At 67.7% G+C, this 20,475-nt stretch carries 20 protein-coding genes; 3 read left to right on the top strand and 17 right to left on the bottom strand.

Features of this window, described 5'->3' with window-relative positions; translation table 11 throughout:
- Window positions 1-27 precede the first annotated feature (27 nt).
- The 6 genes from NVS89_RS05805 to NVS89_RS05780 are packed head-to-tail and all read right to left on the bottom strand — an operon-like array spanning window position 28 to window position 6,259.
- Window positions 28-1,398 carry an NAD-dependent succinate-semialdehyde dehydrogenase gene (locus NVS89_RS05805; protein WP_258731627.1) on the bottom strand — a complete coding sequence of 457 codons (1,371 nt, stop codon included), beginning with the start codon at window positions 1,396-1,398 and terminating at the stop codon, window positions 28-30.
- Between the two features lie 34 nt (window positions 1,399-1,432).
- Window positions 1,433-2,512 carry an isocitrate/isopropylmalate dehydrogenase family protein gene (locus NVS89_RS05800; RefSeq protein WP_258731626.1) on the bottom strand — a complete coding sequence of 360 codons (1,080 nt, stop codon included), beginning with the start codon at window positions 2,510-2,512 and terminating at the stop codon, window positions 1,433-1,435.
- Between the two features lie 4 nt (window positions 2,513-2,516).
- Window positions 2,517-3,440: an amidohydrolase family protein gene (locus tag NVS89_RS05795; protein WP_258731625.1), complete on the bottom strand. Its 924-nt coding sequence runs from the start codon at window positions 3,438-3,440 to the stop codon at window positions 2,517-2,519.
- Entirely contained in the window at window positions 3,437-4,732 is a 1,296-nt protein-coding gene (locus tag NVS89_RS05790; RefSeq protein ID WP_258731624.1) for a TRAP transporter large permease, read from the bottom strand. Before NVS89_RS05790 ends, NVS89_RS05795 begins: the two co-directional genes overlap by 4 nt.
- A complete protein-coding gene (locus NVS89_RS05785) occupies window positions 4,729-5,232 on the bottom strand; it encodes a TRAP transporter small permease (RefSeq protein ID WP_258731622.1) in 504 nt (167 codons plus the stop codon). The genes NVS89_RS05790 and NVS89_RS05785 overlap by 4 nt, the downstream gene beginning before the upstream one ends.
- 49 nt (window positions 5,233-5,281) lie before the next feature.
- Window positions 5,282-6,259 (bottom strand): TRAP transporter substrate-binding protein, encoded by a 978-nt coding sequence (locus tag NVS89_RS05780; protein WP_258731621.1) that lies wholly within the window; start codon window positions 6,257-6,259, stop codon window positions 5,282-5,284.
- A gap of 114 nt (window positions 6,260-6,373) precedes the next feature.
- Here NVS89_RS05780 and NVS89_RS05775 point away from each other — a divergent pair, with 114 nt between their 5' ends.
- Window positions 6,374-7,051 carry an IclR family transcriptional regulator gene (locus tag NVS89_RS05775; protein WP_258731619.1) on the top strand — a complete coding sequence of 226 codons (678 nt, stop codon included), beginning with the start codon at window positions 6,374-6,376 and terminating at the stop codon, window positions 7,049-7,051.
- 33 nt (window positions 7,052-7,084) lie between these two features.
- On the opposite strand, the gene NVS89_RS05770 is transcribed toward NVS89_RS05775, so the two are convergent.
- The 8 genes from NVS89_RS05770 to NVS89_RS05735 form a co-directional block, all read right to left on the bottom strand.
- Complete coding sequence (locus NVS89_RS05770) at window positions 7,085-7,930, bottom strand: IclR family transcriptional regulator (RefSeq protein ID WP_258731618.1); 846 nt, start codon at window positions 7,928-7,930, stop codon at window positions 7,085-7,087.
- Between the two features lie 150 nt (window positions 7,931-8,080).
- Complete coding sequence (locus NVS89_RS05765) at window positions 8,081-9,262, bottom strand: MFS transporter (protein WP_258731617.1); 1,182 nt, start codon at window positions 9,260-9,262, stop codon at window positions 8,081-8,083.
- 90 nt (window positions 9,263-9,352) lie between these two features.
- Entirely contained in the window at window positions 9,353-10,153 is an 801-nt protein-coding gene (locus tag NVS89_RS05760) for an ABC transporter ATP-binding protein (protein ID WP_258731616.1), read from the bottom strand.
- A complete protein-coding gene (locus NVS89_RS05755) occupies window positions 10,150-10,932 on the bottom strand; it encodes an ABC transporter permease (protein ID WP_258731615.1) in 783 nt (260 codons plus the stop codon). Before NVS89_RS05755 ends, NVS89_RS05760 begins: the two co-directional genes overlap by 4 nt.
- Window positions 10,929-11,333, bottom strand: a complete 405-nt coding sequence (locus NVS89_RS05750; RefSeq protein ID WP_258731614.1) for a RidA family protein — start codon at window positions 11,331-11,333, stop codon at window positions 10,929-10,931. Before NVS89_RS05750 ends, NVS89_RS05755 begins: the two co-directional genes overlap by 4 nt.
- Entirely contained in the window at window positions 11,330-12,286 is a 957-nt protein-coding gene (locus tag NVS89_RS05745) for an ABC transporter substrate-binding protein (RefSeq protein WP_258731613.1), read from the bottom strand. Before NVS89_RS05745 ends, NVS89_RS05750 begins: the two co-directional genes overlap by 4 nt.
- 543 nt (window positions 12,287-12,829) lie before the next feature.
- On the bottom strand, window positions 12,830-14,257 hold the full coding sequence (locus NVS89_RS05740) for an MmgE/PrpD family protein (RefSeq protein WP_258731612.1): 1,428 nt from the start codon (window positions 14,255-14,257) through the stop codon (window positions 12,830-12,832).
- Window positions 14,258-14,296: 39 nt separating this feature from the next.
- Complete coding sequence (locus tag NVS89_RS05735; RefSeq protein ID WP_258731610.1) at window positions 14,297-15,382, bottom strand: tartrate dehydrogenase; 1,086 nt, start codon at window positions 15,380-15,382, stop codon at window positions 14,297-14,299.
- 296 nt (window positions 15,383-15,678) lie between these two features.
- On the opposite strand from NVS89_RS05735, the gene NVS89_RS05730 reads away from it, so the two are divergent.
- The gene (locus tag NVS89_RS05730; RefSeq protein WP_258731609.1) at window positions 15,679-16,413 is read left to right on the top strand and encodes an FCD domain-containing protein; all 735 of its coding nucleotides are present in this window, start codon (window positions 15,679-15,681) and stop codon (window positions 16,411-16,413) included.
- Window positions 16,414-16,441: 28 nt separating this feature from the next.
- Window positions 16,442-17,467, top strand: coding sequence for a PdxA family dehydrogenase (locus tag NVS89_RS05725; RefSeq protein WP_258731608.1), 1,026 nt, complete (start codon window positions 16,442-16,444; stop codon window positions 17,465-17,467).
- Window positions 17,468-17,539: 72 nt separating this feature from the next.
- On the opposite strand, the gene NVS89_RS05720 is transcribed toward NVS89_RS05725, so the two are convergent.
- Genes NVS89_RS05720 through NVS89_RS05710 form a run of 3 tightly spaced genes read right to left on the bottom strand, consistent with a single transcriptional unit; the run spans window position 17,540 to window position 20,474 of the window.
- Window positions 17,540-18,238 (bottom strand): FCD domain-containing protein, encoded by a 699-nt coding sequence (locus tag NVS89_RS05720; protein ID WP_258731607.1) that lies wholly within the window; start codon window positions 18,236-18,238, stop codon window positions 17,540-17,542.
- 48 nt (window positions 18,239-18,286) lie between these two features.
- A complete protein-coding gene (locus tag NVS89_RS05715) occupies window positions 18,287-19,393 on the bottom strand; it encodes a tartrate dehydrogenase (RefSeq protein WP_258731606.1) in 1,107 nt (368 codons plus the stop codon).
- Entirely contained in the window at window positions 19,380-20,474 is a 1,095-nt protein-coding gene (locus tag NVS89_RS05710; protein ID WP_258731605.1) for an isocitrate/isopropylmalate dehydrogenase family protein, read from the bottom strand. The genes NVS89_RS05715 and NVS89_RS05710 overlap by 14 nt, the downstream gene beginning before the upstream one ends.
- Between the last annotated feature and the right edge of the window lies 1 nt (window position 20,475).

Here is a 20,475-nt window from a genome sequence, read left to right as displayed (position 1 = left end):
CACGTCGCGGGGTTCAGTTCGCCGGGCTCACCTGGCCGGGCCGATCCAGACGGTCTTGATGTTGGTGAACTCGCGGATGCCGTAGCTGCCGAGCTCGCGCCCGTAGCCCGACCTCTTGATGCCGCCGAAGGGCAGGCGCGCGTCCGAGGCCACCATGCCGTTGATGAACACCGCGCCGGCGTCGATCTCGCGCGCCATGCGGCGGGCAAGGTCGAGGTCGGCGGTCCACACCGCGGCGCCAAGGCCGAACTCGGTGTCGTTGGCGAGCGCGATCGCCTCCTCGGTCGAGCTGAAGCGGATGACCGAGGCGACCGGGCCGAAGAGCTCCTCCTTGAAGGAGGTGTGGTCGGGCGTCACCCGGTCGAGCAGCGTCGGCGCGTAGTAGCAGCCGGGCCCCTCGATCGGCTCGCCGCCGAGCACCAGCACCGCCCCGTCGGCGATGGAGCGCGTCACCTGGTCGTGGAGGCCGTCGCGCAGATTGGCGCGCGCCATCGGGCCGATCTGGGTGGCCTCGTCCATCGGATCGCCGATCTTGAGCGCACGGATGCCGGCGATGAAGGCCTCGTTGAACGCGTCCGCGACGTCCTCATGGACGATGAAGCGCTTGGCGTTGACGCAGGACTGGCCGACATTGACGAAGCGCGCCTTCACCGCGGTGGCGGCCGCCGTCGCGATGTCGGCGTCGGGCAGCACGATGAACGGGTCGGACCCGCCCAGCTCGAGCACCTGCTTCTTCAGCGCCTTGCCCGCCTGCGAGGCGACGATGGCGCCGACCTCGGTGGAGCCGGTCAGCGTCACCGCCGCGATCCGGTCGTCGGCGATGATGCCCGCGACCTCCGAGGCCTCGACCAGCAGCGTGCGCATCAGCCCGTCGGGGCAGCCCGCCTCGCGCATCATCGCCTCGATCGCGAGCGCGCTGCGCGGCACGTTGTTGGCGTGCTTCAGGATCGCCCCGTTGCCGGCGGCGAGGGCCGGGGCGGCGAAGCGCACGAACTGCCAGAACGGGTAGTTCCACGGCATGATGGCGAGCACCACGCCGAGCGGGTCGAACACCACGCCCGATTCCCTCGCGTTGGACTCGATCGTCTCGTCGGCGAGGAAGCCCTGCGCGTGGGAGGCGTAGAAATCGCAGGTGACGGCGCACTTCTCGATCTCGCCGCGCGACTCGGTGATTGGCTTGCCGATCTCCTCGGTGATGAGGCGGGCGTAGTCCTCCTTGTTCGCGCGCAGCACCTTGGCCATCGCGGTCAGCAGCAGGACCCGCTTCTCGATCGGCACCCGGCGCCAGGAGCGCTGCGCACGATCGGCCGCCGCGAGGATCGCATCGACCTCGCCCGCGCTGTGCGCCTCGAAGCTGTCAATAACGTCGCCGGTCGCCGGATTGATCGACTTGATCATCGGTGGTCTCCAGAAGATTCCGTAAGGTCGCCACTCAGTGGCTGGGGACGGTGGAGCCGACCCGGTCGGCTACCGCCTGCGCGAAGGCCTGCGTTCCGAGCTGCCCGCCGAGGTCGCGGGTCCGGGTCGAGGGATCTTTCAGCGCCATGTCCAGCGCGGTCAGGATCGAGCGGCCCGCCGCCGAGAGCTCGGGGCGCTGGCGGTGCAGGCCGAGCCATTCGAGCAGCATCCCGGCCGAGCCGATCAGTGAGGACGGGTTGGCGATGCCCTGCCCGGCGATGTCCGGGGCCGAGCCGTGCTGCGCCTGCGCCATCGCAATGGTCTCGCCGGCATTGACCGACGCCGCGAGGCCGAGGCTGCCCGACAATTCGGAGGCGAGGTCGGACAGGATGTCGCCGAACATGTTGGTGGTGACGATCACGTCGAAGGCTTCGGGCCGGCGCACGAGATGGGCGCAGGCCGCATCGATGATCAGCTCGTCATAGGCGATGTCGGGATAGCGCGCGGCGACTTCGCGGCAGCAGCCGAGGAACAGGCCGTCGGTGATCTTGAGGACGTTCTGCTTGTGCACGGCGGTGACGTGCTTGCGGCGCGCGCGGGCGCCCTCGAACGCCGCCTCGGCGATCCGCAGCGAGGCCTGCCGCGTGATGCGCCGCATCGACAGGGTCACGTCGGCCGTGACCTGGAGCTCGCCCGGGCCGGCATACATGCAGCGGTCGGCGTAGAAGCCTTCCGTGTTCTCGCGATAGATCACCATGTCGAAGCTGGCGCCCGTCGCCGAGGGCAGCTCGGGCCGGGTGACGGCGGGGCGGATGTTGGCGAACAGGTCGAGCCGCTTGCGCAGCTCGCCGGAGGGGTTCAGCCCGCCCCTGTCGCGCGGGGGATAGTCGAGATGGGAGACCGGCCCGAGGATCAGCCCGTCCGCCGCCCGCGCCGCCTCGAAGGCGCTGTCGGGCAGGGTCGAGCCGTGCGCCTTCAGCGCCGCGAAGCCGATGTCGATTTCCTCGAAGTCGAAGCCGATCCGGTGCTGCCGGTCCGCGGCCTCCATGACCAGACGGGTGGCGGCGGTGATTTCGGGGCCGATCCCGTCGCCGGGAAGAAGGGCGATCTTCATGCCATCAGTTCCTTTGGCCTGTCCCGGAGACAGAAGCCGCATGCTGCGCGAGAGAGGGAGAATGGGGAGCCGCCCCGAAGAGCGTGGTGGGGTTGTCGACGAGGATCCGGTGGCGGGCCTCCGCGTCGAGCCCGGCATCGGCCATGAGCTGGGGCACCGAGAGCGCGTAGACCTTGCGGAAGGGCTCGACCTCGTCGGGCCCCCGCGCCTTGCGCGCCGCGCCGCCGCCGGTGTGGGGCCAGTCCGAGCCCCAGATCAGCCGGTCAGGTACCATCGCCTCGAACCGGCGGATCAGGTCGAGCGCGCGTGTCTCCGGTGCCTCCGAGGACTGGCCGATGCGGTAGTCGGCGGAAAGCTTGATCCAGATCGGCGCGGAACCGGCGAGCGCGGCGAGCTGCTCCATGCTCTGCGCGTCGTCCTCCGCGCCGGCCCCGGCGAAATGGTCCAGCACCACCGGGATGCCGGCCTTCTCGAGGGTCGAGGCGCGTGCGAGGATGGTCGCGAGCGGCGCGTAGAGCTGCAGGAACAGGCCGGTCCCACGCAGGCGCCCGGCCATGCCGAAGAACGCCTCGTCCGCATCGAGCGCGCTTCCCGCCATCAGGTTGACGCGGAAGCCGCGGATCCCGGCGCCGGCGAACTCGGCCAGCCGGTTGTCGTCGAGCGTCGCGACATCGGCGACCGCCACGCCCCGGGCCGACGGCCCGAGCCGCCGCAGCGCGTCGATGAGGCAGGCATTGTCGGCGCCGTAGACGCTCGGCTGGACCAGCACGGCATGGGCGACGCCCCATTGCCGGTGGCGCTGCTGCAACGTCTCCAGCGAGGCGGTGCCCGGCGTGTAGCTGCGCACCGCCGCATAGGGGAAGCGGTCGGGCTCGAAGACGTGGACATGGGTGTCCCATGTCCCGGGAGGGAGGGACAGGGCGGTCATAGCAGCAGATCCGGCAGGAAGGTGATGAGGCCCGGCAGCAGGATCAGGATCACGATCACGCCGAGCGTCAGCCAGACATAGGGGACAGACACCCTGACCAGCTCGCGGAAGCTGAGCCCGGTGACGCGGGTCAGGGCGTAGAGCACCATGCCCACGGGCGGCGTCAGCAGCCCGAGCGTCAGGGTCAGCGTCATCAGGATGCCGAACTGGATCGGGTCGATGCCGTAGCTCTTGATGATCGGCATCAGGATCGGCGTCAGGATCAGGATCGCCGGGGTCTGCGCCATGAAGCAGCCGACGACCATCCACAGGACGACCATCAGGAACAGCAGCACGGTCGCGTTGCTGGTCAGGCTGGCGAAGAACTCGGCCAGCGCGCCGGGAATGCCGGCCCGGATCATCACCACCCCGAAGGCCGAGGTGAAGATGATGATGACCATGATGACCGCGGTGTCGATCAGCGTGCCCATCAGCTCGCGTGCCAGCCGTGTGGGGCCGTAGGCGCGGTAGACGAACAGGCCGAGGCACAGGGCGTAGAGCGCGGCGACGGCGGCGGCTTCGGTCGGGGTGAAGATGCCGGTGTAGATGCCGCCCATGATGATGAACGGCGTCAGGATCGGCAGGATCGCGACGCGGAACGCCGGCCAGATCTCGGCCATCGTGGCGCGGGTGCCGATCGGCATCCCGTCCTTGCGGGCGCGCCAGGCGACATAGCCCATATAGACCACCGCCATCATCAGCGCCGGCACGATCGCGGCGAAGAACATGCGCGCGACCGAGACTTCCGCCTGCACCGAATAGGCGACGAGCGCGATCGAGGGTGGCAGGATCGGGCCGATCAGGGACGAGGCGGCCGTGACGCCGGCGCTGAACTCGCGCTGGTAGCCCTGGCTCAGCATCGCCTTCATCTCGATCTGGCCGAGGCCGACCGCATCGGCCGTCGCCGAGCCGGACATGCCGGCGAAGATCACGCTCGCCATCACGTTGGCATGGCCGAGGCCGCCGCGGATCGGACGGACCAGCAGCGCCACGAACGCGAACATGCGTTCGGTGATGCCGCCGAAGTTCATCAGCCGCCCGGCGAGGATGAAGAAGGGAATGGCGAGCAGCAGGAAGCTGTCCATGCTGCTGAGCGCGAGGCGCGCGATCATCGCGCTGGCGCGGATGTCGAACAGCCCGCCGAAGACGAGGCCGGCGCCGATGAAGGAGGACAGGCCGGCGGCGAAGCCGACCGGGTAGCCGATCATCAGCAGGACGAGGAAGAGGACGACGACGAGGGTGAACAGGATCACAGGTCGATCTCCTGCTCGCCGTCCTGGAGGCTGACGGTCTGGCCCGTGACGAGGTTCTTGAGGTCGATGAGCACGTAGACGGCCAGCAGCGTGATCATCGCCAGCTCCCACAGGTAGTAATAGCTGATGCGGAACCAGCCGATCGTGATCAGCGTGATCGACCAGTTGCGCTCGGCCATGTGGACCGCGCCGCTCGCCCACAGCGCGAGGAAGAACAGGATCGACAGGGCGAAGGCGATCGAGAAGCCGCGCTTCACCGCCGGGCTGAACTGCGCGAACAGGAAGTCGACCATGACGTGCTCGCGCTGGCGGTAGGCGAGCGTGATGCCGCTCAGCACCGACAGGGCGAACAGGGCGCGCGCGGCTTCCTCGGTCCAGGGAACCGGGATCTGCAGGAAATAGCGGAACAGCACCTGCGCCAGCGTCAGCACGAACATGCCGGCGAACATGGCGAAGGCGACCACCTGGACCAGGCGATCCACGGCGTTGAGAAGTTTCATGGGTGTCTCCCTGGGGCGACGCGCGCCTTCCCGGCGCGCGTCCCCGACATCACTTGGCGGCAGCGATGTCGTCGAGAATGCCGGGACGGCAGTTCTTGGCCGCGAAATCCCGCACGATCGGCTCGGCGATCTTCTTGAAGGCCGGGACGTCGGATTTCACGACCTCGACGCCCGACTTCTTGATCTCGTCGAGCAGCTCGCCTTCCTGCTTCTTCACGAGCGCGTTCAGCCAGGTCATCGTCTCGGCCGCGGTCTCGTTGAAGATCTTGCGCTGCTCGTTGCTCAGGCCGTCCAGGAACTCGGTGTTGGTGGTGACGATGTAGTAGCTCTGGACGTGGTCGGTCAGGTCGACCGTCTTCTGCACTTCGTAGAACTTCTGGGCGAAGATCGCGGAGATCGGGTTCTCCTGCGAGTCGAACACGCCCTGGCGCAGCGCGCCGTAGAGCTCAGAATAGGGCAGCGGGCCGGGCAGCGCGCCGAACGCGGCGAACACCTTGCTGCGCAGCGGGTTGGTCACGCGGATCTTCAGGCCCTGCAGGTCCGAGGGCTCGCGGATCGGCTTGTTCGCCGTCACCACGCGCGCGCCGCGATAGCCGACACCGCTGATGGTGATGTCGTAGTTCTTGGTCATGTAGTCCGACAGCTCCTTGCCGAGCTTGCCGGTCCACACGCGGTAGCCATGGTCGGCGTCGTCATAGACGAACTCCGCCTCCATGCACTGGTAGGGCTTGGCCATGGAATGGACGAGGGTCGGCCCCGAGATGCTGACCTGGATCTCGTCGTTGGAGAGCTGCTGAAGCACCTCGACGCCCGAGCCGAGCGCGCCGCCGTCGACGATGGTCATCTGCAGCTCGCCGTTCGACCGGTCGGCCAGCAGCTTCTTCCAGTGCTGCATCGCCTGGACGCTGAAATCCGAGCTGTTGTTCTCGGTGCCCAGCGTGAAATTGACGGTTGCGGCGTGCGCCGGCAATGCCAGCAGGCAAGTCACGGCAATCGGCGCAAGGAACTTGGACGTGAACAAAGTCATTCTGTCTCCTCCCAGGAGTAAGATTAGAATTCTTGATGATGTTCGCCTGTTTTCTAGACAAACGGCCAAGTTCGTGGCAATCGCAGAACAGGCCCGTTTCACCTGGGAGAACGCATGGGAGCGCTGCGCACCGAGTCGGTGGAGAGGGCCCTGTCCATCCTGTCGGCGTTCGGAATCCGCAGGCCGAAGATGTCGCTCGCCGAGCTGGCCGCGGAGACCGGCCTGCACAAGAGCACGATCCTTCGCCTCACCCGGTCGATGGCGATCTACGGCTTCATCGACCGCGACGCCGAAGGCCGCTTCTCGATCGGCGCAAGTGTCTGGCATCTCGGCCTTATCTTCCGGCAGGAGTTCGATTCCGCCGAGCTGATCCGCCCCGTCCTGCGCCGCCTCGTCGACGCCACGGGCGAGACCGCCTCCTATTTCGTGCGGGCGGGAAACGACCGTGTCTGCCTGTTCCGCGAGAACAGCCCGAGCCTCGAGAAATACGGGGTGGAGGAGGGCGTGCGCCTGCGGTTGGGAACCGGGGCGTCGGGTCTCGTGCTGCGCCGGAACACCGGCGAGGAACTGCCGGACCTGTCCGTCTTCAACGCGCACGGCACGGTCAGCCTGGACGCGACGCGCAACCCCAACATCGCCTCGATCTCGACGCCGGTCTTCTCGGCGTCGGGGCACTTTAGGGGGGCGCTGACAATCTCCGGGCTCAACGCGCGCTTCACCGAGGAAATCCGCACCCGGGCGGTTCCCATACTGGAGAATTACGCGAGAGAACTTGGCGCCAAGATCGACTGATGCGGCTCTGGCCGGTGAGGCCGCGTCACGATCCTAGAACATGGCCGAGACGGATCTGGCGGCAGCGTCGACCTGCCGGTGCAGGTCGCGCAGCCTCGCCATCTCGTCCGAGTCGCGCGGAATGAGGCAGCCGATGGAGCCGACCACGGCGCCCCACGGGTCGCGGATCGCGAGCGCCAGCGCGCTCACCCCCGGCCGGTATTCGCCGTCCTCGACCGCAAATCCGTGCCGCCGCACCAGCCGCAGGCTCTCGATCAGCTCGCCGAGGGAATCGATGGTCCGCTCGGTGAAGACCGGCAGCCCGTGTTCGGCCACCACGCGGGCGATTTCCGCCTCGGGCAGCCAGGCGAGGATCGCCTTGCCGAGCGCGGTCGCGTGGCAGGCGCGCCGGATGTCGTCGCGATAGCCGTCGAAGGACAGGCCGCCGGGCGCCTCCACCTCCACCGACAGCTCGAGATGGGTACGCGTGAGGCTCGCCATGGCCGCGCTCGCTTGGCTGTCGCGCGCAAGGTCCTTGAGCACGCTGCGCACGCCGCGCCGGATGTCGAAGGCAGCGCTCTCGCGATGGGCGAGCTCGGCGAGCTTGGGGCCGAGATAGTAGAATTTCGGGTGGGCGTTGCGCCGGACGAAGTCGCGCTTCACCAGCGAGTTGAGCAGGTGGTAGCAGGTCGGCGTCTTCAGTCCGACGGCGGCCGCCACATCCTGCAGCCGGCGCGGCTCGCGCGCGGAGGCGATGTATTCGAGGATGGAGAGCGCCCGGTCCACCGACTGGATGGTGACGCTCGCATCCTCCTTCTCGCGGGGCGCGCCGGGGGGCGAGGCCGGCCCGTGGGCGGGCACGCTGTCCTGCACGACTACCTGCGCCATCTCGCTCGTCACGTCGGACGGCTCGATGCGTGGCTCCCGGGCGGCATGAGAGGAAGGCCGGCTCGGCATGGGCACGATCTCTCCAGCTCGCGACGGTGGCACGTGCCACGTCTGCCCGTGACACGTCCGCCGTGTCACATTCGCCGTGTCACGTCTCTAGTTTCACCCACCCGCCGGTGCAACGCCGGTGCGCCCGTTGACGACGAGGGCGACTAGGCACAGCAGCCCGCCCGCCGCACACACCGCGAGCCATCCGCCATGGGCCCAGGCGAGGCCGCCGATCACCGTCCCCAGCGCGCCGCCGGCGAAGCGGGTCACCATGTAGACCGTGTTGAGCCGGCTCGCCGCACCGCGGTCGAGGACCAGTATGTTCGCCATGCTGGAGACGTGGCTCATCTGCATGCCGAGATCGAGGATGACCACCGCGGGGACCATCCAGAACAGGGATTCGTGCGCGGCAGCGAACAGCGGGAAGGCAGCCGCCATCAGGGCGCCGCTCAGCACCAGCACCGTCCGCAGCGAGAAGCGCTTGGTGATGCGCGCCGCCGACATGGCGCCGATCACGCCGATCGCCCCGACCAGGGCGAAGGAGCCCGCCATCTTCGACGAATAGTGGCCCGGCATGTCGGCGAGGTGGAAGGTGAGGGTGGACCAGAACAGGCTGAAGGCGCCGAACTGGAGCGCCGCGGCCAGCGACAGCAAGCGCAGCCGCGCGTAGCGGTGCAGCAGCTTCGGCAGGCTCGAGAGCAGGTTCAGATAGGAACCGCCATGGGCCGGCTTGAGGGCGGGCAGCGCCCGGCGCAGCACTACCATGAGGGCGAGCATCACCAGCGCCGCCAGCGCGAAGACCAGCCGCCAGCCGATCAGCGCGCCGAGCCATCCGCCCACGAAGCGCGACAGCACGATGCCGAGCAGCAGCCCGCCCATGACGTGCCCCACCGCCTGCGGCGCGGAGGAGGGCGGCACGATCTGGCTGACGATGGGCGGCAGGATCTGCGGCACGATGCTGGTCAGGCCGATCGAGAACCCGGCGGCGAGCAGAAGCGGGAAATTACGCGCCTGGCTGAACAGCAGCAGCATGGCGGCCGAGAGCACCAGCATGACCGAGATCAGCTTGCGCCGGTCCACCTGGTCGCCCAGCGGCAGGATGAAGAGCAGACCGAGCGCATAGCCCGTCTGCGTCAGGCTGGAGATCCACGAAGCGGCGTCGTCGGTGACCGCGAAGGTCCCGGCGAGGTCGTTGAGCAGGGGCTGGTTGTAATAGTTGTTGGCGACGACGATGCCGGCCGTCGCCGCCATCAGCCAGATGGTGCGTGCGGGAACGGCGGACGGCTGGTCATCCATGACGGGGGTCCGGGTGTGGGGCGGCGCATCGTGTAGCGGCGCCCGGTGGCGGCGTTCTGGCGGGTGCCGACGGTGCGGAGGGATGGGCTATCAGAGCACGCCGGCGGAATGGAAGACGTTTCGGATGTCGTCGACGATATCCTGAAAGCGGGGCTCGCGGCGTATGCCGAGGGTCCGCGGCTGGGCGAAGTCGATCTCGTATCGCCGGATGACCTTGCCGGGGCGCGGCCCCATGACGATCACCTGGTCGGCCAGCGCGACGGCTTCCTCTATGTCGTGGGTAATGAACATCACGGTCTTGGCGTCCTCGGCCCAGATCCGGTTGAGGTCGAGCTGCATCTTCTCGCGCGTCAGCGCGTCGAGCGCGCCGAACGGCTCGTCCATCAGCAGCACCGAAGGCTCCGTCAGCAGCGCCCGGCAGATTGAGGCGCGCTGGCGCATCCCGCCGGACAGCTCGCTGGGATAGTGGTCGCGGAAGTCGATGAGCCCGACATTCTCCAGCAGCCTGAGCCCCCGCGCGCGGGCCGCGCCCATGTCCTGCTTCTTGACCCTGGCCGGCAGCAGGATGTTGTCGAGGATGGTCATCCACGGCAGGAGTACGTCGCTCTGGAAGACGATGCCGACGTCGTGATAGGGCCCGGCGAGCGGGCGCCCGCCCACCCGCACCTCGCCGCGCGTGGGCCTGGCGAGGCCGGAGATGAGGGAAAGAAGGGTGCTCTTGCCGCAGCCGCTCGGCCCCAGCACCGAGCAGAAGGTGCCGGCGGCGATGTCGAGCGAGACGCCGTCGAGCGCGGTGACGCTCTGTCCCCGTCGCGAGAACTCCATGCCGACGTCGCGGATGGAGATCGCCGTGCCGCGGGGTGTCGTGCTGGCTTCCTTCGCGTGTGTCATTGACCGGGCTCCCCGTTCTGCAGGGCGCGCAGCGGCGCGGGCAGGATGAGCCGCTCGACCAGCACGACGAGATAGTAGATCACCGCCCCGAGCACGGAGAGCATGAGCAGGCAGGCGAAGAGCAGCGGGATCTGCAGGTTGTTGTTGGCGACCAGTTGCAGATAGCCGAGCCCCTGCTCCGCGGCGATGAACTCGCCGACGATGGCGCCCACCACGGCGAAAGCGGACGAGATCTTGATGCCGGCGAAGATGAAGGGCGAGGCCATGGGAATGCGCACCCGCCAGAAGGTCTCGAGCGGCGAGCTGCCGAGCGCGCGCATCAGCCGGATCATGTCCGGCGGGGTGCGCTGGAGCCCCACCACCGTGTTCACCACCACCGGGAAGAAGGCGATGGAGAAGGCGATGAGCACCTTGGGCAGCAGGCCGAAGCCGAACCACACCACGAAGATCGGCGCGAGCGCCACCTTGGGCACCGACTGGCTCGCCACCAGCAGCGGATAGAAGGTCTTCTCGGCGGCCGGCGAGCAGGCGATGAGCACCGCGAGCGGGATGCCGACGACGATGCCGAGGCCGAAGCCCAGCATCGATTCCACGAAGGTCGCCCAGCTCTGCTTCAGCAGCAGCGGCCAGTTGGCGACCACCGCCTCGGCGATGGCGAGTGGGGACGGCAGGATGTAGTCCGGAATCGCGAACACGTCCGTGCTCGCCTGCCACAGCGCGACCAGCACCAGCAGGGCGGCGAGGGGCGGCAGGACGGTGCCGAGCGTGGCCGCCTTCATGGGGCGGCCGGCCGGCGGCGCACCGCCACGAATTCGATCTCGACGTCGTCGTCCTGGTTCAGGCCGGAGACCTCGAGGATGGTGCGGGTGGGCAGGTTCGGCCCGAAGGCGCGCTCATAGAAACCGTTCACCGCCGGACGCAGCCCGGCCATGTCGGTGACATAGGCGCGCGAGGCGATGACGGAGGCGAGGTCGCTGCCGTGCTGCTCCAAGGTCAGGGCGAGGTGGGTGTGGATGAGCTCGAGGCGGCGCTCCAGCGTGGCGGCGGGCGCGCCGGTCTCGAGCTCCAGCCCGCGCAGGCCGGAAAGGAAGATCAGGCCGTTCCACTCCACCGCCCGTGCCCAGGGCCCGGTCGCCGGCGGGACACCGGCGACCTCGAAGGATCTCAGTATGTCGGTCATTTTTCGGAGACGAACGCGTTGGTGTAGTAGTCGGACGGGGCCTTCTTCTCGTCGATGACGCCGGCCGCCGCGAGGATGTCGAGGGTGTTCTGCCAGCCTTCGTCGCTGCCCACGAACAGCGCCTTCGGGCTGCCCTGGGAGAGGAAGCTGTCGAGCGCGTCCACCTGGCCGCGCGTGGGGCCGTCCGGAAGCTGGGCGGGATAGGCCGCGGAGGCGATCTTGGCGGCCTCCTCGGGATGCTCCCGGGTGAACTCGAAGCCTTTGCGCGCGGCGGCGACGAACTTCTTCACCTCGTCGGGATGCTTCTCGATCATCTCGTTCGTGGTGATGAGCGTGTAGCCGATGATCGGGAAGCCGAAATCGCCGACCGCGAGGCTCTGGAGCTTCTCGGGCGTCTGGGAGGCGAGCACCGGCAACTCGTTGGTGATGAAGATGTCGGCGAGGATGTCGACCTTGCCGGAGAGCAGCAGGCCGAAGCGCGCGCCCGGATTGACGCTCACCACGTCCACCTTGCTCGCATCGATGCCGTTCTTCCTGGCGAAGGCGTCCCAGATGTTGTGGAAGGTCGAGGAGGCGGCGATCTCCACCTTCTTGCCCTCAAGGTCCTTCGGCGTCGCCAGCGTCACGCCCGGCCGGGCCACGAAGCCCATGGAATCCACCTTGGACACGGTGGCGACGGCCTTGATCGGCACGCCCTTGTTCACCGCCTGGATGAGCTGGACCGAGGGCACATAGGCGAAGGCGTCCTTGCCGGTCGCCACCGACTGTATGGCGAGCGTGGCGCCGCTGCCCTCCTTCACGTCGAGGTCGAGTCCCTCATCCTTGAAGAACCCCTTCTCGGCCGCGACGATGAAGGGCGCGAACTCGCCCTTCATCTTCCAGTTGAGCCGAAGCGAGAGGGCAGGGTCGGCGGAGGCGTTCTGAACCATGGCAAGCGTCGAAGCGGCGATCATCGCGGCCCCGCAAAGGGCAGCGAACTGGCGGCGGGTTGAGCGGGGAGGAGCGAACTGCATCATGCCTCCTGATTTAATATTGTAAAATAACGGGTCGCAGGGAAGATCGTTGGCGAAAAGCCTATATCTGAGCGATTTCATGTCAAAATGAATTGTCGCCGTGAACAATATTTGAGCGCAATGCCTAATAATGCGAGCGAAATATTTTAACTATATGAAATCATGATGCGTTCGGCGGCGGTTCTGTCTCATGGAGAGACCGCGCCGCGGCGCGCACGGGAGGCGATGGCGCGCCCCGCCGCCGACGTTGCGGCCGCCATCGGAGAGAGCGGTGCGCCCGAAACTAGGGATGAAATTGGGTTGGATGGCGTCGGGCGGATCGGCAACGGCGAAGTGGTGTCGACGGCCATCGGCCGCCGGGAGCCTCGGTGACGTCGCCTCAAGCCAAGTTCGGATCGGCACACATGCCTGATAACGGCACACGGCCCCGCCAAATGAAACGGGCGCCGCGAGGGCGCCCGTTCCGTCTTATCGAGCCCGATGTCAGGCGCAGAGCCGGGTGAGCTCGCGGATATCCGCCACGTCGTCGAGACGGCGCACCATCTCGACGATCGCCTCGGTCTTGGCGCCGTCCCAGCGCGCGAACTCCGCGCAGCCGCGGAACTTGTCGGCGCATTCGTCATAGCTCATCGGGTTCGCCGGGCTTCCCTTGCCGAAGTCGGCGCGGCCCGAGAAGGTGCGCCCGTCCTTCATGTGGATGTCGATGATGGTCGTCATCTTGTCGTAGCCGGCCGCTTCCGCCTCCGGATGGACGTGGAAGTTGACCCGCTCGATCATCGCCTTCACATCCGGGCGCTCGACCGTCTCGTCGGTGAATTCGGGCAGGCTGCCGCGCCCGTCGAGCAGCAGGATCGCCATGCAGAATTCCATGGAGAACTTGGCCTGAAGCTCGTTCTTCGGACGATGATGGATCAGCGCGTTCGGCATGTTCTGGTTGGTGCCGACATCGACCCGTTCGACATCCTCCGCCTTGATGGCGTGCTCGTGGATGAGGCGCAGCATCTCGGTCATGCCCGGATGGGTGAGCGAGCCCGAGGGATGCGGCTTGATGGAGACGCCCGGGAAGGCGAACGTCCACGGCCGCGCGAGCTTTCCGACGATCGCGTCGGGATCGTAGCCGCCGCCCGCCGCCTGGAAGAAGCCGCGCGGGGCTTCCAGGATCTTGTCGGTGGTGGTCCACCCCAGCTCGGCGAAGTCCGCCGCCACCACGCCGCTTTCGGACGAGCGCCCGGCGTGGAACGGCTTCATCATGGTGCCGAAATTCTCGCGAAGGCCGGCCGACTGGCTGCCCGCGCATCCCAGCGCCCGCACGACCTGCTCGGCGGAGAGCCCCTTCAGCTTGGAGGCCGCCGCCGCCGCCGCATAGGTGCCGCAGGTCGCGGTGGCGTGGAACCCGTGCTGGTAATGGCGCGGGTTGATCGCCTCGGCGATCTTGCACTCCACCTCCACGCCGAGATGGTAGGCGAGCATCATGTCGGCGCCCGAGCGGCCGCCCGCTTCCGCTATGGCGAGCGCAGCCGGCAGCGCCGGGGCGGTGGGGTGCGTGAGCAGCCCGTAGACGCGATCCTTGGCGACGGCGAGCTGGGTGTCGTCATAGTCGTCGGCATGGATGCCGACGCCGTTGGCGAAGGCGGCGAAGCGCGGCGGCACCTTCAGCGAGGTGCCGATCACCGTCGCGGGGCCTTGCTGGATGCCGAGGCCGGCGAGATAGGCCTGGATATATTCGCCGCTCTTCGCCACCGATCCCGAGAGGGCGAGCCCGATCCCGTCGAGGATCGACTTCTTGCCGAGCTCGATCACCTCCTCGGGCACGTCGGCATAGTCGGTGTCGATGACGAATTCGGCCACCTGATGGGTGAGGCCCTCGATGATCGGCCGCCCCTGAGCCGGGTTCGTCTGATGCTGTGTCATGTGGCGTTTCCCGCTGTTGTCTGGTTCAGGCAATGGCGCTCAGGCGGCCGGCGAGTGCACGCGGCTCGCGGGCAGCGCGCCGATGATGGCGTCGGTCAGTTCGCGGGTGCCGGCGGTGCCGCCGAGGTCGCGCGTGAGGCTGTCACGGCGGGCGAGCACGTCCTCGATGGCGTCCTCGATGGCGCGCGCGGCCGCCTCCTCGCCGAGATGGCGCAGCATCATCGCGCCCGACCAGACCTGGCCGATGGGGTTGGCGATGCCCTTGCCGGCGATGTCCGGCGCCGAGCCGTGCACCGGCTCGAACATGGAGGGATAGTCCTTCTCGGGGTTGATGTTGGCGCCCGGCGCGATGCCGATCGAGCCGACCACGGCCGGGCCGAGATCGGACAGGATGTCGCCGAACAGGTTCGAGGCCACCACGACGTCGAACCAGTCCGGGTTGCGCACGAAATGCGCGGTCAGGATGTCGATATGGAACTGGTCGGTGGTGAAGCCCGGATAGTCCTTCGCGACGGCGGCGAAGCGCTCGTCCCAATAGGGCATGGTGTGGCTGATGCCGTTCGACTTGGTCGCCGAGGTGACGTGCTTCTTCCGCCCGGCGGCGAGATCGAACGCGTAGCGCATCACCCGGTCGCAGCCGCGCCGGGTGAAGACGGACTGCTGCATCACCAGCTCGTCCGGCTGCCCCTCATAGAGCCGCCCGCCGATCGAGGAATATTCGCCCTCGTTGTTCTCGCGCACGACGTAGAAGTCGATGTCGCCCGGCTCGCGGCCCTTGAGCGGGCTTTCCACGCCCTTCATCAGCTTCACGGGGCGCAGGTTCACATATTGATGGAAGCCGCGGCGGATGGGGATCAGCAGTCCCCACAGCGACACATGGTCCGGCACGCCCGGAAAGCCGACCGCGCCGAGGAAGATCGCGTCCTTGTCGCGGATTCGGTCGAGCCCGTCGGCGGGCATCATGGAGCCGGTCTTGGCGAAACGCTCGCAGCTCCAGTCATAATGGGTCCAGTCCAGCTCGAAGCCGCCGGCGCGGGCCGCCGCCTCCAGCACGCGCTGCGCCTCGGGCACCACCTCGTTGCCGATCCCGTCGCCGGGGATGACCGCTATCGAATATGTCGTCATGGAAACTCCTGCATCTCTGCCCGCGGCAACGGCCGGCCTTACGGTCCGCACGTTGTTCGCCTCGCGCCAAAGTGTCAACAATTTTCGATGACGCGAGATTGGGGTCGGTCGGGGCGGCGATCGCCATCTATTCGTTAATTGATTGATTATACGTAATTTATTGGCGAACAATCGGCGATGCGCAGCGGTGCGGGTCGGGCGGAATCGGGTGTGTCGGGAATCGCGAATTGACCTGCGTAAGAGAATAACGCGGCATAAATGTTGACAATCTGCGATCCGGGGCGCCAGACTTCGACATGTCCCGTCGCGACGACATCCCTCCCACCCGCATCCCGCGCACCGCCTCCTTCGTGCCGCCGATCCAGCGCGAGATCGAGCGCATGATCGGGGCCGGCGAGCTGGTCGGCGGGACCCGCATCAACGAGAGCGCACTGGCCCTGCGGCTCGGCATCAGCCGCGGTCCGGTGCGCGAGGCCTGTCGCGCGCTGGAGCAGATCGGGCTGCTGCGCAGCGAGCTCAACCGGGGCTTCTTCGTGCGCGAGATCGGCACCAAGGAAGCCCTCGACCTGTACGACATCCGCGCGGGGCTGTTCGGCACCGCCGGGCGCCTTGCTGCCGCGATCATCACCACCGCCCAGTTGCGGGAGATGAAAGACCTGATCCGCCGGATGGACGAGGCGATCGAGGCATCGGATCTCGCGACCTTCTACACGCTCAACAACGAGATCCACCGCCAGGTGGTGGTCGCCTCGGACAACGCCAAGCTGATCGAGATGTACCCGCTGCTGGAGGCCGAACTTCACCTGTTCCGGCGCCGCGGCCTCGTGCTGCCGGGCTCGATGCGCGTCTCCAATGACGAGCACAAGGCCATCGTCGAAGCGCTGAGCAACGGCGATTCCACCACCGCCGCGCGCCTGCTGGAACGGCACATCCTCGCCGGCAAGGCGCGCTTCCTGCGCACGCTCGGCTGCAGCGCCGCCATAGACGCGCGGCCGGCTCCCTCGCTGAAGCGCGTGCCGGCCGATTCATGACAGATCCCGGTTCAACACAGGTAATTCGATGATGCGCGACACTCTTCCCGTACTGGCTCTGGTTCCCGGTGACTGCACCGGAATCGGGCCCGAGCAGACGGCGCGGCTGCTCCACGAAGGCGAAATGGACAAGGTCGCGCGGCTCGTCGTCGTCGGCGATGCGCGCGTGCTCGACATGGGCGCCCGGCAGGCCGGCGTGCCCCTGACCTACCGGCGCTACGAGTCACCGGCGGCGGTCGACTGGAGCCGGACGGAGGTGCCGCTGGTCGATCTCGGCAATATCGACCCCTCTGCCTTCGAGCTCGGCGTCGCCTCGCCCGATTCCGGCCGGCTGACCGGCGACACGCTGGCGCGCGCCATCGACTTCGCCAAGGCCGGCGAGGTGGACGGGGTGTCCTTCGCGCCGCTGAACAAGCAGGCGATGTTCAAGGGCGGCTGGCGCTTTCCCGACGAGCACAAGATGTTCGCCCACCTTCTCGCCCATGAGGGCCCGTTCAGCGAGATGAACGTGCTTGAGAACCAGTGGATGACGCGGGTCACCTCGCACGTCTCCCTGCGGACCGCGCTCGATCAGGTGACGTTCGAATCCATCTGCCGCGCGCTCAAGCTCGCCGACGACACCATGCGCAAGGCCGGCATCGAGCGCCCGCGCATCGCCGTCGCCGCGCTCAATCCGCACGCGGGCGAGGGCGGGCTGTTCGGCACCGAGGAGATCGATATCATTCGTCCCGCGGTCGAGGAGATGGCCGCCCAGGGCATCGACTGCAGTGGGCCCTTCCCGGCCGACACGGTCTATCTGAAGGCGTTCTCGGGCGCCTATGACGGCGTGATGGCGATGTATCACGACCAGGGGCAGATCGCGACGAAGCTCAAGGGCTTCAACAAGGGCGTGACGATCACCGCCGGTCTCGAGGTGGTGTTCACGACCCCCGCCCACGGCACGGCGTTCGACATCGTCGGCAAGGGCGTCGCCGATATCGGCGCCTTCAAGTCGGCGATCCGGCTGGCGGCACGCGTGGCCACGCGCCAGATGGAAGCGCGCGCGGCGGCCTGACGGCAAGCGCGCGACAGCGGCGACGTGCCGGGCCTGCCGGCACGTCCAGCGATGACGGAAATCGCGGGCGGATCAGTCGTTGCGGGAGGCGCCGCCGCTTCCCGCGGCGATCAGGCGCCGCTTGGCCAACGCCACGTGGCGCCAGTGCGTCATCTGCGCCCGGTCGCCATCGCCCGAGGCCAGCGCCTCGAGCATGGCGCGGTGCTCGCGGTTCGACACCGCGAGGCCGCCGCCCTGCACCAGCGCGCGGGCGCGGAACAGATGGAGCTTGTTGACGAAGCGATGATACTCCGCCGCCAGCGTGCGATTGCCGCAGGAGGTGACGATCAGATTATGGAAGGCCAGGTTCAGCGGATAATATTCGTCGAAGCTGCCCTGGTCGGCGACCATGTCCATCCGGTCGACGAGGCGGGTCAGCTCGACCAGCAGCTCATCCGTCATCCGCTCCGCCAGCAAACGCCCCGCCTGCCCGAACAGGGCGGCGCGCACGTCGTAGATCTCGATGGCGTCCTCGACCGTCAGCCGACGGACGAAGACGCCCCTGTTGCGGACGACTTCGACCAGGCCCTTCGCCTCGAGGCTTCGCGTCGCCTCGCGGATCGGGCCGCGGCTGGTGCCGAAGCGGTTGGAGAGGTGGATCTCGTTGATCCGCGCTCCGGGCTCCAGCTCGCCCGTCAGGATGAGCCGCTCGAGTTCCTTTTCGAGCGCGCTCGTGAGGGAAACGCTCTTCACCACGGAGAGGTCGTTCAGCGGGCCGGTGTCAGTGTTCATGGTCATCGGTCGATTGTAGACAATCACGTGGTGAATAGCTTCTAGTTTCTACGCGACGCTACGCGAGTCGCGCTTTCCCGCTTCGTTTTGTCCTTCAATGAGGCCGATCACGGCATTCGTCACGTCCTCGGTGGTCGCGCTTCCGCCGAGATCGGGCGTCAACGCCGTCCCGAGCTCCGTCACTCGCTCGATGGCACGCATCAGCCGGTTCGCGGCCGTTGCCTCGCCGAGATGCTCCAGCATCAGCGCGGCGCTCCAGAACGCGCCGATCGGATTGGCGATTCCCTTGCCGATGAGGTCGAAACCCGACCCGTGGATCGGCTCGAACATGGACGGGGTGGAGCGGTCCGGCGCCAGATTTCCGGTGGCGCCGATGCCGAGGCTGCCGCTGAGTGCGGAAGCGAGGTCGGACAGCACGTCGGCGTGGAGATTGGTCGCGAGCACAGTGTCGACGGTGCCCGGCCGCAGCACCAGCCGCATCGTCATCGCGTCGACGAGCATCCAGTCGACGTCGAGCTCGGGGAAGTCCTTGATCACCGAGCGGCACACCTCGTCCCACAGCACCATGCCGTGGCGCTGGGCGTTGGACTTGGTGACGATGGTCAGCTTGCGGCGCGGACGCGACATGGCGAGCTCGCAGGCGAAGCGCGCGATCCGCTCGACGCCGGTGCGCGTGAACACCGACACGTCGAGCCCGACCTCGATCGGCAGCCCGCGATGGGCCCGCCCGCCGGCGCCGGCATATTCGCCCTCGCTGTTCTCGCGCACGATCACCCAGTCGATTTCGCGGCCGAGCTCGGGACGGAGCGGGCCGGTGATGTTCGGCAGCAGCCGGGAGGGGCGGACATTGGCGTACTGGTCGAGCCCCTGGCAGATCGCGAGGCGCAGCTCCCACAGCGTGATGTGGTCGGGAATCTGGGGATCGCCGACCGCGCCGAAATAGATCGCGTCGAAGGCGCGCAGCGTGTCGACGCCGTCCTCCGGCATCATGCGGCCGACGCGGCGATAGCGGTCGGATCCCCAGTCGAAAGTCTCGAAGCTGAACCCGAAGCCCCCGTCATTCGCGGCCAGCGTGTCGAGCACGCGCCGGCCGGCGTGGATGACGTCGGAGCCAATGCCGTCTCCGGGGATGAGGGCGATCTTATGCTGCCGCATGGCTGTGTCTCTCCATAGCTGCGAGGATTCCGTCGACCATGTCGGCCTGGGTACCGGATCCGCGAATGTCGGGTGTGCGCGTTGCGGGGTCCGCCAGCGCGGCCTCGATGCCGGTCGTCATCAGCGCGGCGGCGCGGCCGGCCGCGGGAAGGCCGTGCCGGCGGCCGAGCCACTCGATCAGCATCCGGGTGGATTCGATCATGGCGTAGGGGTTGGCGATTCCCTTGCCGGCGATGTCCGGCGCCGAGCCGTGGGTGGCCTGCGCCATCGCGATGTCGCCGCGCCCGATGCACAGGCCCGGTGCCATGCCGAGGCCGCCGACGAGCCCGGCCGCCTCGTCGGTGAGGATGTCGCCGAACATGTTGGTGGTGACGACGGTGTCGAAGCGCTGAGGCTCGCGCACCAGCTTCATCGCGAAGGTGTCGACGATGACCTCGTCGATGGTCACGTCCGGGAACGCTTCGCCGGCCTTGTGACACTCCTCGACGAACATGCCGCAGCCGAGCTTGAACACCGTGTCCTTGTGCACGACGGTCAGCCGCTTGCTGCGCGCGCGGGCGATCTCGAGCGCCGCCTGGGCCACCTTGCGGCTGCCCTCGCGGGTGATCACGCGCACCGAAATCGTCATGTCGTGCGTCGGCCGGAACTCGCCCGAGCCGGCGACCACGTTGCGGTCCGGCTGGAAGCCCTCATTGTTCTCGCGCACGATCACCAGGTCGATGTCGTCGTAAAGACAGCCCAGCCCCGGATAGGAGCGCGTCGGGCGGACATTGGCGAACAGGTCGAAGCTCTTGCGCAGGATCGGGTGCGGGTTGATGGCCTCGGGCACCTTGGGATAGGCCTGATGGCCGATGGGCCCGAGGATGAAGCCGTCGAGCTCGCCCAGCCGTTCCAGCGTGCCGGCCGGCATCGTATGGCCGAGCTCGTCGAGGGCCTTGCGCCCGATCGGGATCGGATGCCAGTCGATGGAAAGGCCGCTCGCGCGGGCCGCCGCCTCGGCGATGCGGTGCGACGCCGGGACGATCTCGTGCCCGATATCGTCCCCGTTCAGCAGGCCGATGCGCAGGGTGGATGCACTCATC

Origin of the sequence: Ancylobacter mangrovi, from assembly GCF_024752355.1 — a bacterium.
GTDB lineage: Bacteria > Pseudomonadota > Alphaproteobacteria > Rhizobiales > Xanthobacteraceae > Ancylobacter > Ancylobacter mangrovi.
The sequence above is the reverse complement of the archived record's forward strand: the minus strand, read 5'-3'. Positions and strand labels throughout refer to the sequence as shown.

Excerpts from the sequence above, each read along its gene's own strand:
- NVS89_RS05805 (WP_258731627.1), bottom strand. The coding sequence starts at position 1,398 with ATGATCAAGTCGATCAATCCGGCGACCGGCGACGTTATTGACAGCTTC.
- NVS89_RS05800 (WP_258731626.1), bottom strand. The coding sequence starts at position 2,512 with ATGAAGATCGCCCTTCTTCCCGGCGACGGGATCGGCCCCGAAATCACC.
- NVS89_RS05795 (WP_258731625.1), bottom strand. The coding sequence starts at position 3,440 with ATGACCGCCCTGTCCCTCCCTCCCGGGACATGGGACACCCATGTCCAC.
- NVS89_RS05785 (WP_258731622.1), bottom strand. The coding sequence starts at position 5,232 with ATGAAACTTCTCAACGCCGTGGATCGCCTGGTCCAGGTGGTCGCCTTC.
- NVS89_RS05780 (WP_258731621.1), bottom strand. The coding sequence starts at position 6,259 with ATGACTTTGTTCACGTCCAAGTTCCTTGCGCCGATTGCCGTGACTTGC.
- NVS89_RS05775 (WP_258731619.1), top strand. The coding sequence starts at position 6,374 with ATGGGAGCGCTGCGCACCGAGTCGGTGGAGAGGGCCCTGTCCATCCTG.
- NVS89_RS05765 (WP_258731617.1), bottom strand. The coding sequence starts at position 9,262 with ATGGATGACCAGCCGTCCGCCGTTCCCGCACGCACCATCTGGCTGATG.
- NVS89_RS05760 (WP_258731616.1), bottom strand. The coding sequence starts at position 10,153 with ATGACACACGCGAAGGAAGCCAGCACGACACCCCGCGGCACGGCGATC.
- NVS89_RS05755 (WP_258731615.1), bottom strand. The coding sequence starts at position 10,932 with ATGAAGGCGGCCACGCTCGGCACCGTCCTGCCGCCCCTCGCCGCCCTG.
- NVS89_RS05750 (WP_258731614.1), bottom strand. The coding sequence starts at position 11,333 with ATGACCGACATACTGAGATCCTTCGAGGTCGCCGGTGTCCCGCCGGCG.
- NVS89_RS05745 (WP_258731613.1), bottom strand. The coding sequence starts at position 12,286 with ATGATCGCCGCTTCGACGCTTGCCATGGTTCAGAACGCCTCCGCCGAC.
- NVS89_RS05740 (WP_258731612.1), bottom strand. The coding sequence starts at position 14,257 with ATGACACAGCATCAGACGAACCCGGCTCAGGGGCGGCCGATCATCGAG.
- NVS89_RS05735 (WP_258731610.1), bottom strand. The coding sequence starts at position 15,382 with ATGACGACATATTCGATAGCGGTCATCCCCGGCGACGGGATCGGCAAC.
- NVS89_RS05730 (WP_258731609.1), top strand. The coding sequence starts at position 15,679 with ATGTCCCGTCGCGACGACATCCCTCCCACCCGCATCCCGCGCACCGCC.
- NVS89_RS05725 (WP_258731608.1), top strand. The coding sequence starts at position 16,442 with ATGATGCGCGACACTCTTCCCGTACTGGCTCTGGTTCCCGGTGACTGC.
- NVS89_RS05720 (WP_258731607.1), bottom strand. The coding sequence starts at position 18,238 with ATGAACACTGACACCGGCCCGCTGAACGACCTCTCCGTGGTGAAGAGC.
- NVS89_RS05715 (WP_258731606.1), bottom strand. The coding sequence starts at position 19,393 with ATGCGGCAGCATAAGATCGCCCTCATCCCCGGAGACGGCATTGGCTCC.
- NVS89_RS05710 (WP_258731605.1), bottom strand. The coding sequence starts at position 20,474 with ATGAGTGCATCCACCCTGCGCATCGGCCTGCTGAACGGGGACGATATC.